Raw genomic sequence first — 13,207 nt, 5'->3', positions numbered from 1 at the left:
CCTGGTGGCCACCGAGTCCCCGCCCCCTCGACCGTCCCGTCCGCCTCGTAGAGCAGCTCGCCGAACCCGTCGAGGAGATCGGGGCGCGGTGGCGCTGGTGGGGCCTTCGCGGTCGGGAAAGACCACCGCAGCGGTTGCCGGGATCCTCGAGTGGGACGGGCCGGCGGTGCTGTCGTCGGTGAAGGCCGACCTGTTGGCGACCACCCACGGATGGCGCTCGACTCGCGGTGAGGCACGGGTCTACGACCCAACTTCGTCGACCACCCCGAAGGGCGCGTCGGCGCTGTGGTCGCCGCTGCAGCAGGCGGGAACTGTCGTCGGCGCCCAACGCGCCGCCCGTTCCCTATGCGATGCCGCCCCGCGAGGTGGGGTCGAGGGTGGGATGGACTTCTGGTTGGCGCAGGCCGAGATCCTGCTGTCTGGTCTGCTGTTTGTCGCCCACCACGCGCATCGCAACATGGACGCGGTGTGCGAGTGGGTGCTCACCCAGGACCGTCCCGGCGAGTTGGGACCCGGCGAGGTCCGCGAAGCGCTCGACGCTCTGAGCGTCTCGAACAATGCCGTGGTCGCACGGGGTGCCGTCGAGGTGGCCAAGGCCGTCGTGTCGGTGTGGGAGATGGAGGAACGAACCCGTTCGTCCATCTATGCCACCGCTCAGACGGTGATCTGGCCGTGGACCGACCCCGGTGTCGCCGCGTCGTCCCGCTCGCGGAAGGACAAGAAGGGCCGCCGGCTCAAGTTCGACGGGGTCGATCTCCCGTGGCTGCTGTCGGGGTCGAACACCGTCTACCTGTGCTCGCCGATCGAGGACCAGAAGCGTCTCGCCCCAGCTTTCGGTGGGTTGCTCAACGACCTGATCAACCAGGCGTACCGCCACGTCGCCGCGACCGGCAAGCCGCTCGACCCGCCGCTCCTGGTGGTGATCGACGAAGCCGGCAACACCCCGTTGCGGCAGTTGCCCGAGTACGCCTCGACACTCGCCGGCATCGGCGTGCTGCTGGTCACGATCTGGCAGTCGCTCGCGCAGCTCGAGGTCGCCTACGGCAAGGCGGCCGACACGATCCTGACGAACCACCTAACGAAGGTGTTCTACGCGGGCCTGTCTGACCCGACCTCGATCCACTACATCGAGCGGGTTCTCGGCGAGGCCGAGGTCGACACCCGGTCGCACTCGGCCGCTGAACGCCTCAATGGCGGTTCGGACCAGTTCTCGACCATTCGCGTTCCGCTGGCCCCGGCCCATGTGTTGAGGCAGATGCGGCCAGGCGATGCGCTGCTGGTGCACGGCACCCTCCCGCCGGCCCACGTCCGAACCCGGCCCTTCTATCGAAGCCCGCACCTGGCGAAGCGCTCTGCGATCTCGGTCGGTGAGGGGAGCGCGGCGTGAAGCCGTTCCTCCGAGCGACGGACCGCGCCCGCCTCGCTCCAGTCGGGTGGGTGTCGGAGCCCGCCGGGCTGTGGGCCGGTCGTCAGGTCGAGGTGGTGTTCGACCCGCGCCAGCACCAGATCGTCATGGTCCGCGACGAGCCGGGCGACACGACCCGAGCGACGTTGGCGGGGGAGGGGTTCCGGCGCCTGGCCGTCGACGGCCAGCAGGAGATGTGGATGCGCGATCGCACCGCCGCCGTGGAGCAAGGCCACGGGCGAGTCGTGGGCAACCACACACCGGCCAGGACGCAACCGCTCGAAGGCCGGGGCCTGTGATGGTCCGCTGGAGCGGTCGAGGGCGCGGGTAGCGTGACGGCAAGCGATCGGAGCGCTCGCCGTGATCCCTCCGGGCAGCTGTCGCTGTTCGATCTTGCGCTCCCTCCCGACGATGCGAGTGCATCGAGACAGGAGGCAAACCATGAATCGCTACGGGCAGATCGCCCACGACCACAACCGGCAGCACCGGCCGGACGTCTATTCGCAGATCCCCGACCCCGACGCGTTCTTCGCGGAGGCCGGCGAAGCGATCGCGGTGGAGGTGACCCGGCTGCGCGATCAGATCCTCGACCAGCCCCGGCCCGGCGAGAGCCTCGAGGCCTACCGGCTCCGGAGCTACCAGGCCTTGGTGACCGCCGAGGAACTGACCATGGCGGACCACCACCTCTTCCAGCCAGTCTCGACGACCGGGACGGACGAGGACCAGAACGACGATCCGGACCTGGACCGCCGCTACCAAGCCCTCGCCGAGATCAACGAGACAATCAACACCCCGCTGTAGGCGGACCGGAGGTACCGGCGCGGCCCGCGCCCTTTCGACCCTCCGGCCAGGACGCCCTCGCTCCTGCGGGCACCGCCGCCAAACTGAGAGCGAACCTCGACGCACTCGCCGTTCTGAACCGTTGCCATGACGAGGGCGGCCGGTGGGCCGACGTCGACGAGCAGGCAGTCCTGGCGCGCTGGTCGGGATGGGGTGCGATCCCACAGGTCTTCGACGAAGCGGACGACCGCTACGTGGACGAGCGCGCCGAACTACGCCGGCTACTTCGGACCGAGGACGGTTGGGCTCAGGCCCGGCGTACGACCCTGAACGCGCACTACACCTCGGCTTCGGTGGTCGCCGCGATGTGGCGCGCAACCGGAGCGCTCGGTGCCGACGCTGATCTGCGGGTACTGGAACCGGGTTGCGGGTCGGGCAACTTCATCGGCTTCGCCCCACCCGGAGCACAGCTGACCGGCGTCGAACTCGACCAGACCACCGCCGAGATCGCCAAGCACCTCTACGGCGCCAGGGCCACCATCCATGCGACAGCGTTCGAGGAACTGCGAGTCGAGGACGGCGCCTTCGACGTCGTGATCGGAAACGTGCCCTTCGCCAAGGTCACGCCCCACGACCCCCGCCACAACCGCGGCCGCCACGCACTGCACAACTACTTCCTCCTCAAGTCGCTGCACCTGACCCGCCCCGGTGGCCTCGTCGTCGCGCTCACCTCCCGGTACACACTCGACGCCCGCAACCCCGCGGCCCGGCGCGAGATGGCCACGCTCGCCGATCTGGTGGGCGCGATCCGCCTGCCAGAACGCGCCTTCGCCTGCTCGTCCGGCACCGACGTCGTTGTCGACCTGGTGATCCTGCGCCGCCGCCCACCCGGAGCCGAACCCTCCGGTCCCGGCTGGGAACGCGTCGGGCCCGCACCCATCGAGACCGCCGACGGGACGGCGCCGCTGGAGGTCAACGAGTACTTCCTGGCTCATCCCGAACATGTCCTCGGCGAACTGGTCGCGGGCCGGGGCATGTACCGCGATCACGAGCTGACCGTGACCCCCAACGGCGACCTGGACAGGCAGCTCCCGGCCGCGCTCGACGATCTCGCCACCCGAGCCCGCGATCGTGGCTTGGTCTACGTGCCCGCGGCTTGCGCCGACGAGACGCGGACCGAGCCCCAGGCGGCGCGAGGCGACTTCGACCTCACCCACGCACAGGACGGCAGCTTCGTCGTCAACCAGCGCGGCGAAGTCGCCCAACTCCAGGGCGGCACCCCAGTCACCTACGAGCCGCGCTTCGCCAAGGACCGCAGCGAGCTCGCTCGACTCGTCGGCCTGCGCGACGCCGCCCGCAGCGTGCTCACCGTCCAGGTCGATGGCGGCAGCGACGACCAGCTCACCGCCGCGCAAGCGACCCTCGCCGAGGAGTACCGCACCTACGCCCGGTTGTACGGGCCGATCAATCGGTCCAGCCAAGCTCGCACCGGTCGGCGCAATCCCGAGACCGGCGAGGAGATCATGCGTCGCCTGCGGCCGCGCATGGGCGGCTTCCGTGAAGACCCCGACTGGCCCCTTGTCGCCGCCCTGGAGGTGTTCGACGAGGAAACCCAGGAGGCACGCCCCGCCGCGATCTTCCACGAACGCGTCATCGACCCTCCCCACGAGCGCCACGGCGTCGAGACCTCCGACGAAGCCGTCGCCGTCTGCTTGGACGAGACCGGCACCATCACGATCGATCGCGCCGCCGAGCTACTCGGCACCGATGCCACCACCGCACGCCGACACCTTGGCGAGCTGGTGTACGACGAACCCGGCACCGGCCGGCTCGTCGCCGCCAGCGAGTACCTGTCGGGCAACGTCCGGGCAAAGCTCGACGCCTGCCGGGCTGCCGACGATCCCGACGGCCTCTTCCGGACCAACGTCGCCGCACTGGAACGGATCTTGCCCCGCCAGCTCGAGCCCTCGGAGATCACTGCCCGGTTCGGCGCGCCATGGATCCCGAGTCGAGACATCGAGCAGTTCTGTCGGGAGGTGCTCGACGCCACCGTCGACGTTGAGCACCTCCCGCAGCTCGGCCACTGGTCCGCCCGGCTACGCGACGGCAGCCGTCGGAGCGTCGCCCTCTCCTCCGAGTGGGGCACCTCCCGTGCGGATGGCATCACCTTGCTCGACGCGGCACTGAACCAGCGGCTCCACACCGTCACCGACGCCACTGAGGACGGCCGCCGGGTCCGCAACGACGCCGAGACCCTCGCCGCTCGAGACAAGCAGGAAGCGCTGACCTCGCGGTTCTCGACGTGGGTGTGGGAAGACCCCGACCGGGCCGAGCGGCTCGCCGGTCGCTACAACGAACTCTTCTCGTCGACCGTGTTGCCCTCGCACGACGGCAGCCACCTCAGCCTTCCTGGACTCGCCGGCACGTTCACACCGAGGACCCACCAGCGGGACGCCGTTGCCCGCATCCTCACCGACGGGCGCGCCCTGCTCGCTCACGCCGTCGGCGCCGGCAAGACCGCAACGATGGTCATCGCTGCGATGGAGCTTCGCCGCCTCGGCTTTTCTTCGAAGCCGGCGGTGGTCGTGCCAAATCACATGCTGGAGCAGTTCACCCGCGAGTGGCTCCAGCTCTACCCGACCGCCCGCATCCTCGTCGCCGACCGGGAGCGCCTGTCGAAGGACCGGCGCAAGGAGTTCGTCGCCCGCGCCGCCACCGGCGACTGGGACGGCATCGTCTTCACACAATCGGGGTTCGCTCGCCTGCCCCTCGGCCACGACCTGATGACCTCCTACCTGGGCGAGGAGATCGAAACGGCCCGTTCCGCACTGGCCGGCTCCAAGGACGGCAAGGGCCTGTCGGTCAAGAAGCTCGAGCGGCGAATCGCCCAGATGGAGGAGACCTACAAACGGCTCCTCGCCGAGCACAACAAGGACGACGGCGTCCGGTTCGAGGAGACCGGCATCGACTACCTGTTCATCGACGAGGCCCACGCCTACAAGAACCGTCGTGTCGACAGCTCGATCGACGGCGTCGCCAACACCGGGTCCCAGCGCGCCCAGGACCTCGACGCCAAGCTCTGGGCGCTGCGACGGACACACGGTCCGCGCGTCGTCACGTTCGCCACCGCGACACCCGTGGCGAACTCGATGGCCGAGCTGTGGGTCATGCAGAGCTACCTGCACCCGGACCTTCTGGCCAGCGTCGACCTTCGAGCCTTCGACGCCTGGGCCGCCACCTTCGGGCGCACCCACACTGCGCTCGAGCTGGCACCAGACGGCGCCTCGTACCGGATGCAGACCCGCTTCGCCCGATTCCAGAACGTCCCCGAGCTCCTCACCCTCTACCGGCAAGTCGCCGACGTCCGAACCAACGACGACCTCGACCTTCCCGTCCCTGCGCTCGCCAGCGGCCAGGCCGAGACGATCGTCGTCGAACCAACCGACGCCCTCGTCGACTACGTCAGCGACCTCGCCTCGCGGGCAGAGGCCATCCGCAATCGAGCCGTCGACCCGAGCGAGGACAACATGCTCAAGGTCACCGGCGACGGCCGGCGTGCCGCCCTCGACCTCCGACTGGTTGGCGAGGACGCCCCGACCGATGGCGGGAAGCTCGCTGCTGCGGCGCAGCGGATCGCCGCCGTTCACCATTCCACACGCGACCTCCGCTACACCGACGAGCATGGCCAGCTCACGCTCCGACCGGGTGCACTCCAGCTCGTGTTCTGCGACGTGTCCACCCCGGCCGGCGCAGGGTGGAACGCCTACGACGAACTGCGCGACCTCCTGGTCCGTCGTGGCGTCGACGCCGGGTCGATTCGCTACATGCAGGATGCCAAGAGCGACATGGCCAAGGCTAAGCTGTTCGCTGCCTGTCGGGACGGCACCGTGTCGGTCCTCGTCGGCTCGACAGAGACGATGGGCGTCGGCACCAACGTCCAGGCGCGGGCCGTCGCCATGCATCACCTGGACGCGCCGTGGCGACCTGCCGACATCGAGCAGCGCGACGGGCGCATCCTCCGTCAGGGCAACCAGAACCCCGAGGTTCGCGTGCTGCGCTACGTCACCGAGGGCAGCTTCGACACCTACATGTGGCAGACCCTCGAACGGAAGGCCGCGTTCATCGCTCAGGTGACCCGCGGCGACCTGCCCGACCGCGACGTCGACGACATCGGCGACCAGGCCCTCTCCTTCGCCGAGGTCAAGGCGCTGGCCACCGGCGACCCCCTCGTCCTCGAGAAGGCAGCGGTCGACGCAGATGTCGCTCGCCTCGCCCGACTCGAACGAGCGCACCACGACGACCAGCACCGCCTTCGCCGAACGCTCGACGCTGCGACTCACCGAGCAGAAAGGGCCGCGCGCCGTGCCGCCGACCTCGACGCGGTCATCGGTCGGGTGATCGACACCCGCGGCGACCGGTTCGCCATGACCATCGACGGTCGTGCGCACACGAAGCGAGTCGACGCAGGCGAGCACCTACAGCGTCTCCTTCGGCAGCGCCTCGACCAGACGCCGCCCGAGACCTGCGGGTCCTCCAGCCAAATCGGCACGCTGGGCGGGCTCGATGTCCAGGCTCAAGCGATCACCACCATCGAGGACGAGGTCCGGGTCACCATCCCCGACGCCCATGTCGACGTCAGCTTCTTCGCCAACGACCTGACCCGCAGCGACCCGTCCAACCTCGTCACCCGGCTCGAAGGCCACCTGCACCGACTCCCGGACACCATCGTCGATCTGAACCAGGAAGCCACCGCGGCGAGAGCTGAAGCCGACCGAGCAGCAACCCGGGTCGACAGGCCATGGGACCGGGGCGAAGAACTGGCCGGTCTGCGTCGCCGTCATCGAGAGATCGACGAACAGCTCGCAGCCACCACCGAGCCGACGTCGGTGGGGCAAGGATCGACTCCCGGCCGCTCAGGGCCAGAGCTGGCCCCGGCGGCCCGGATGACGGCCCGCCCCGGTGCCCTTCAGCGCCCGGCCACCGTCGACTCCCCAGGAGTTGGGTTGTGACCGCGCAGGGTTTCGAGGCCCCGTCCAGCAGCCCGCGCTTCGAGTTCGCGGAGTCGGTCCCGTAGGACTGCTTCGAGCGCCCTCCGAGGGAGGCTCCCCCCGCTCATCGGTCAGGATGATTGCGCGGCCACGTCGGCCTGGGTGTGACGATACTGGTGCTCCCCCTCGAGGAGTGGGGTGTAGCTGAGGCTGGAGTGGTGAGCGAGAACGAGTCGAAGACCCGGCCGTCCTGGTCGACGGCGCGGAGGTCGAGGCGTGAGTCAAAGGCAGCGATCTCGACGAAGTGATAGGTCGACGCCGCCACGACAGTGAACCCAGCAGATGCCGTCCTCCGTAGCTTGGCGGCCCCGCCGGAGACGACGTACGTCACCCCGTTCTGGGGGGCGATGCGTTGGTAGTCGTGGTCGTGGCCCGACAGCACGAGGTCGACGTCGTACGTCTCGTAGAGCGGGACCAGGTGCTGCTGCGACGGCTCATGGCTGCCGTGGTAGCCGGCCGAGAACGGCGGGTGATGCTGGATGACGACGGTCCATGCTGCATCGGTCGGCGTCGAGAGTTCGTCCTCGAGCCAGGTGAGTTGTTCGGCGTTCGACGCCTGGGTCGAGTCGACGACCACGACTCGCACGGGCCCGAACCGTTCCGCGTACCAGCGGCCCGGGAGGCCGAGCGAGTCGATCTGGCCGTCGCCGTTGTTGGTCTGGATGTCATGGTTCCCCAGCGCAGCGACGAGCTCGGTGCCGTTGTCGAGCACCTGGGCGAACGGGTCCAAGACGTTCGTCCTCAGCGCGGCCGGGTCGCCGGCCGGGTAGACGTTGTCACCGAGCAGCAGGAGCGCGTCGAACTCGCCGGTCAACTCCAGGGCGTCCATCGCCGATGCGGTGTCGTACTCGGCGGACTCGCCGGTGCCGACGTCGCCGGCGACGGCGAGGCGAACGTCCGGGGTCTCGAGATCGACGGGATACGGACTGGTCGCCGCAGGAGCACCGATGTCGAGGCGCCACCACGACTCGATCCAGTGCCACGTCTTGTCGCGACCGACGGCGGATACCGCGATTCCGGCCGCGAGGAGGAACGCGACCACCACGAACGCGAGTCGGACGCGCCACGATGACGGACCCGTGGCGGAAGGGTTCGTCATCGTGGCGCCCTGTGGGTTGAGCGCGCCGCGCTCGCTCGGGTGGGCACGATCGGACTACGCCGGTCTCTACGCCTCATCGTCGCCGTCGCCGTCGCCGTCTCCGTCGAACGCGTTCTCCTCGTCGGACTCGTCTTCACGCTCGTCTTCGTCATCGGCACCAGGATCGGTGTCGCTGCCTTCGCCTCCGCGGGAACTGCACAAATGCTCCTGTCGGGATTGTTCCAGGGGGGCATCGTCTACGAACCTTCCTGAGGCCACGCTGAACGAACGTGAACAGTGCCGTGTCGCGGCGGCGCCGGACCGCTTTGGGTCCGGCACCGCCTTGTGCACCATCCAGGATGGATTCTGCTCAGCCGTTGGGCGTCACCTCCGCCGCCTCGTTCGCCTCGTCGGCCCCGGATGCCGAGCCCTCGTCGCCTTCGTCCGCCTCGTTGCCGTCGTCGTCGTTCTCCTGGGAGAGGATGTCGCCGTTGCCGGCGTCGACCTTGACCTCGACGTCCGCACCGCTGGCGTCGGTGAGGTCGACCTCGTAGACGACGCTGCCGTTCTCGTTGCCCAGCTCCGAGCTGTTGACAGTGGCGCCGGGGTTGGCGGCGAGCGCGGCATGCTCGGCGTCGGAGGCGGCGATGGTGGCGAGGCCCTCGAGCGCCTTGGCCTCGTCGGCTTCGGAGAGCGACTCGTCCTCGGGGCTCTGGATCGAGCCGTTGAGGATGGGATCTTGGGTCTGGTCCTCCTCGACCGCCGGTGCCGGGCTCGCGGTCTGGTCGGGCGAGGTTGCGGCGCCGGCTAGGCCGGCGACGCCGAGGGTCAGGCCGAGTGCTGCGGCACCGCCGGCGGCGATCCGCGTGGAACGATCCTTGATGGACATGGGCGGGATTCCTTTCGTGGGGCTGCAGTCCGGTTGACCGCTGCCTTGGTGAACCCCACGATCTCAAGGTCGTGCTGATGCGGATCTGAACGACGCTGAAGTGCTGTTCAGGAACCGCTGTCTGCGTCACGAGTTGACGCGGCCATCGTCGCGGACGCGTCGCGTTGCGGCAGGGAGGCGCCACGTTCGCCGGTGGTCGCCTTCGAGCAGGACCGGGCCGGAACCCGGCAGGGGCCCTGGACTTGTGTGGACCGTACCGGGGATCAGCTGAGGCCCGCTGAACGGTGCCGCCATCAGCGTGTGATCAGACGCGGTCGACGATGGCTGCCAGGATCGATCGGAGATCGTCGAGACTGAACGGCTTGATCAACACCTCGGCTGCGCCCTCGCTCCGCACCTGGCCGAGCACGTCAGGGTCGTCGCGTCCGGTGCAGACCACGACCGGTGGGGCGCTGGCACGAAGGATGTCCAGGCCGATGCCGTCGGGAAGATTGAAGTCACTCACCACGACGTCGAAATCGTCGATGTGCAGCGCCTCGAGCGCCAGCGAGATCTGGTCCACCCAGGTCGTCTCGTAGCCGTCCTCCTCGAGTAGTTGCCTGATTAGCAGGCCCAGGCGCCGATCATCCTCGACCAGGAGCACACGGACCTGCTCACCCGGCTGCCGCACCCGCACGGCGCGACGTAGCGGACCGTCCAGGCAAGCTCCGCCCGTCGCCTCGGTCATCGACGTTGACGCCGCGACGAGAGCGTCGGACCCGTCTCCTGTCTGGTCGAGTGGGATGCTGGACGCGCCTCGACCGACGCGCCTGCGTACACGCCCGCCGACGAGCAGCGCTGCACCGACAGCGACGGCGAGATACACCAGCCGGTTCGCCCATTCGGCCGCCACAGCGGCCGAACTGAACGAATCGCCGAGCCCGAAGCCTGCGCCGATCAGGACCGAGTTCCACGCCGCAGATCCGACGAGCGTCCGCGCCAGGAACGGACCGAGCGCCATGCCACGGGCACCCGCAGGGATCGACACCAGGCTGCGAACGCCGGGAACCATGCGGCCCCACATCACCGCCGGCTCACCGAATCGGTCGAACGCCGACCAGGCGCGTTCAGCGTCCGCGGTCGACATCAGCGGAATTCGGTCGATGAGCGCCGTCATCCGTCGGTCGCCGATCCAGCGGCCGCCACCGTAGAGCAGCAGCGCCCCGACGACGCTCCCGGCTGTGGCCCACACGGTGGCAGGGACGACGCCGAACTCACCCTGGGCGGCCAGGAATCCGGCCGCGGGCAGCACTGCTTCGCTGGGGATCGGTGGGAAGAGGTTCTCGACGAGAACGATGAGGCCGACGCCGGGCGGGCCGGCGGTGGCCAGGATGGTGGCCATCCAGCCGGCCACGCCGGTCAGTTCGGCACTGCTCACCGGCCGCGCCGGTCGGTTCGATCCATGACCAAACGATGCGTCACAGCGCCTGAAGCGGGCCTGAACGGTCCGCTCAGTCAGCCGTCGGCCACGCGCGGGAAGCGGACCTCGAACCGTGCCCCACCAAGGTCGCTGTCCCCGACGACGACCTCGCCGCCGTGCGCAGCCACGATCTCTGCCACGATCGACAGGCCCAGTCCGCTGCCCCCGTCGTCGCGGGCGCGCGCGTCGTCGAGACGGACGAACCGCTCGAAGATCCGAGTCCGCGACGTCTCGTCGATCCCTGTGCCGTCGTCCTCGACCGTGAGCACGACCATGTCGTCCTCTCGGAGGGTGAACCGAAGAGTCGACCGTGCGTGACGAACCGCGTTGTCACCCAGGTTGACCAGGACACGGCGAAGCTGAGCGGGGTCGCCGGACACCCGGCCCGCCGACACGGCCGAGGTGTCGACCCGGACTTGGGATCCAGAGCGCAGGCGGTCGGCCTCCTCGAACACGACATCATCGAGGTCCATCGGCCGCCAGTTGACTCGCAGCGTGTTCTCATCGGCCCGGGCCAACAACAGAAGGTCCTCGACCAGTCGCTGGATCCGCAGATCCTCGGCGAGAACGGTCTCGGCCAACTCCTCGGCGCTGGTCCCTCCCGGGTGCGCCAACACCACCTCGACGTGCTGGCGGATCACCGATACGGGCGAACGCAGCTCGTGGGATGCGTCGGAGATGAACCGTCGTTGCCGTTCGGCCGATGCCTCGAGCCGATCGAGCATCCGGTTCATCGTGGTGGCCAGACGAGCGATCTCATCGTCGGTCGGTCCGCCGGGGACGCGACGATGCAGCTCGCTGCCCGAGATCTCGTCGACCTCTCGCCGGATCTCCTCGACCGGGCGCAACGTGCGACCAACGGTCCGCCACGTGATGACCCCGACCAGTAGCACCAGGAACGGAATGCCACTCGCAAGAAGGCCGGCCACCAGACCGGTGGCATCGGTCACCAGCTCAGTCGACCGCCCGACGATCACCGTGAACCGGCCGTCAGGGGCATCGGCGTTCGCCACCACGAAGAGAAAGCTGCTGTCGTCGTCCACCGGCGTGGCACGCGCCTGCTCCGAGCGACCGGGTGCCACATCAACGATCGCCGACTCGCCTTCTACGTTGCCGCTCGACGCTACGACCTGGCCTGCCGCGTCGACGACCTGGATCACCAGGTCCTCCTCATCGTTGACCGCCAGCTCCTCCGGGGCCGTGCCGGACTCGAGGACACCGGCGACATCTTGCGCTCGGAGCTCGGCGGCGGTCCGAACCTGATCGGTCAGGGAATCACGCAGGAGCACCACCAGTGCCGCACCCCCGACCAGCAGCGCCGAACCGACGACCACGACCGCAATCGCAGTCGTGCGCACCCGAAGCGAACCCAGGCGAAACCGGCCGCCGAACGGCTTCCGATCAGCCACCATCAGCGGCCATGCGGTAGCCCGACCCCCGGATCGTCTGGATCGACTCCCGCTCGAAAGGACGGTCGAGCTTGTTCCGGAGGTGCCTCACGTACACCTCGACGATGTTCGGATCACCCTCGAAGTCGTAGTCCCACACGTGGTCGAGGATCTCTCGCTTCGACACCACCTCTCCCCGTCGGCGCAGCAGGAATTCCAGCAGCGCCAGCTCCCGGGGCGTCAGCTCCACCTCGACGTCGCCACGCCACGCCCGTCGCGCCGCAGGGTCCAAACGCAGATCACCGGCCGACAAGACCGCTGGACGCTCCCGACCACCCCGACGCAGCAACGCTCGAAGGTGCGCAACCAACACGACATAGGAGAACGGCTTCGTCAAGTAATCGTCAGCGCCGGTGTCCAGCGCCTCGGCCTCGTCGAGCTCACCATCCTTCGCGGTCAGCATCAAGATCGGTGTCCAGTTGCCGGCGTCACGTAGCGACTGGCACACCTTGTAGCCGTTCATTCGCGGCAACATGATGTCCAGCACGATCAGGTCATAGGGATGCTCCGTCGCCATCCACAGACCGTCCGTCCCATCCGCCGCGATGTCGACAGCGAAGCCCTCGGCCTCCAGGCCCTTGCGCAGGCCGATGGCCAACCGGGTCTCGTCTTCCACTACCAGTACACGCACAGCAGTCGCGCCTTCTCGATCGGTTTCATCTGTCGATTCGATAGTGGACCACGGATTCTGAAGGCTGGCTGAACGTGTTGCCCACCGGGGCGACGCTGCCGAACTCGGAGCGAGGCGGGAGTCAATGACAGCCGCGCCACGGCCAAGACAGCGGCACCATCGAAACGGGCGCAGCAGTTGTCGCGTCGCGCCGGCACTGAGGCTTCCGCCGCTGACCGGTGACGGTGATGACGCAGGTGCTGGCTCGTTGGTCTCGTTCGGCCTGCCCGAGGTTTTGCCGTCTGTTGACCGTGCGCGGCGTGTCGCGGAACCTCGGCTTCGCGACGCTCCGAAAGACCGTTCTTCTGTGGCGGGGTTGCCCGCCGTCGGCGAGCAAGTAGTCGACGACCGGAGACGCGCCAATGCAGTCCGACTCATCTGTTCTCGATCGACCGAGACCCCTGTCGCCGCCACGGGTCGACCGACCGCC

At 68.7% G+C, this 13,207-nt stretch carries 10 protein-coding genes; 5 read left to right on the top strand and 5 right to left on the bottom strand.

Annotation, left to right across the window (positions count from 1 at the left end):
- Positions 1-88: 88 nt before the first annotated feature.
- The 4 genes from JNK12_20290 to JNK12_20275 all read left to right on the top strand — a co-directional run bounded on the left by JNK12_20290 (position 89) and on the right by JNK12_20275 (position 7,194).
- Positions 89-1,387, top strand: a complete 1,299-nt coding sequence (locus JNK12_20290; GenBank protein MBL8778289.1) for a type IV secretory system conjugative DNA transfer family protein — start codon at positions 89-91, stop codon at positions 1,385-1,387.
- A 50-nt stretch (positions 1,388-1,437) separates the two neighbouring features.
- Positions 1,438-1,704, top strand: a complete 267-nt coding sequence (locus tag JNK12_20285; protein ID MBL8778288.1) for a hypothetical protein — start codon at positions 1,438-1,440, stop codon at positions 1,702-1,704.
- A gap of 142 nt (positions 1,705-1,846) precedes the next feature.
- The gene (locus tag JNK12_20280; GenBank protein ID MBL8778287.1) at positions 1,847-2,206 is read left to right on the top strand and encodes a hypothetical protein; all 360 of its coding nucleotides are present in this window, start codon (positions 1,847-1,849) and stop codon (positions 2,204-2,206) included.
- A gap of 344 nt (positions 2,207-2,550) precedes the next feature.
- Entirely contained in the window at positions 2,551-7,194 is a 4,644-nt protein-coding gene (locus JNK12_20275; GenBank protein ID MBL8778286.1) for a DEAD/DEAH box helicase family protein, read from the top strand.
- Between the two features lie 103 nt (positions 7,195-7,297).
- On the opposite strand, the gene JNK12_20270 is transcribed toward JNK12_20275, so the two are convergent.
- Positions 7,298-8,332 (bottom strand): metallophosphoesterase, encoded by a 1,035-nt coding sequence (locus JNK12_20270; protein MBL8778285.1) that lies wholly within the window; start codon positions 8,330-8,332, stop codon positions 7,298-7,300.
- Positions 8,333-8,371: 39 nt separating this feature from the next.
- On the opposite strand from JNK12_20270, the gene JNK12_20265 reads away from it, so the two are divergent.
- On the top strand, positions 8,372-8,584 hold the full coding sequence (locus JNK12_20265) for a hypothetical protein (GenBank protein ID MBL8778284.1): 213 nt from the start codon (positions 8,372-8,374) through the stop codon (positions 8,582-8,584).
- Between the two features lie 97 nt (positions 8,585-8,681).
- Here the strand turns inward: JNK12_20265 and JNK12_20260 are convergent, their stop codons facing one another.
- The 4 genes from JNK12_20260 to JNK12_20245 all read right to left on the bottom strand — a co-directional run bounded on the left by JNK12_20260 (position 8,682) and on the right by JNK12_20245 (position 12,738).
- On the bottom strand, positions 8,682-9,200 hold the full coding sequence (locus JNK12_20260; GenBank protein MBL8778283.1) for a PepSY domain-containing protein: 519 nt from the start codon (positions 9,198-9,200) through the stop codon (positions 8,682-8,684).
- A 304-nt stretch (positions 9,201-9,504) separates the two neighbouring features.
- Positions 9,505-10,617, bottom strand: a complete 1,113-nt coding sequence (locus tag JNK12_20255; protein MBL8778282.1) for a VTT domain-containing protein — start codon at positions 10,615-10,617, stop codon at positions 9,505-9,507.
- A gap of 77 nt (positions 10,618-10,694) precedes the next feature.
- Positions 10,695-12,017, bottom strand: a complete 1,323-nt coding sequence (locus tag JNK12_20250; GenBank protein MBL8778281.1) for a HAMP domain-containing protein — start codon at positions 12,015-12,017, stop codon at positions 10,695-10,697.
- A 43-nt stretch (positions 12,018-12,060) separates the two neighbouring features.
- The gene (locus tag JNK12_20245) at positions 12,061-12,738 is read right to left on the bottom strand and encodes a response regulator transcription factor (GenBank protein MBL8778280.1); all 678 of its coding nucleotides are present in this window, start codon (positions 12,736-12,738) and stop codon (positions 12,061-12,063) included.
- Between the last annotated feature and the right edge of the window lie 469 nt (positions 12,739-13,207).

The organism is Acidimicrobiales bacterium, assembly GCA_016794585.1.
Lineage (GTDB): Bacteria > Actinomycetota > Acidimicrobiia > Acidimicrobiales > DATDAH01 > JAEUJM01.
This window is presented reverse-complemented; position numbering and strand designations above follow the sequence as displayed.

Bases quoted from the DNA above. Each gene is read 5' to 3' on its own strand.
- JNK12_20270 (MBL8778285.1), bottom strand. From the start codon at position 8,332: ATGACGAACCCTTCCGCCACGGGTCCGTCATCGTGGCGCGTCCGACTC.
- JNK12_20275 (MBL8778286.1), top strand. From the start codon at position 2,551: ATGTGGCGCGCAACCGGAGCGCTCGGTGCCGACGCTGATCTGCGGGTA.
- JNK12_20280 (MBL8778287.1), top strand. From the start codon at position 1,847: ATGAATCGCTACGGGCAGATCGCCCACGACCACAACCGGCAGCACCGG.
- JNK12_20260 (MBL8778283.1), bottom strand. From the start codon at position 9,200: ATGTCCATCAAGGATCGTTCCACGCGGATCGCCGCCGGCGGTGCCGCA.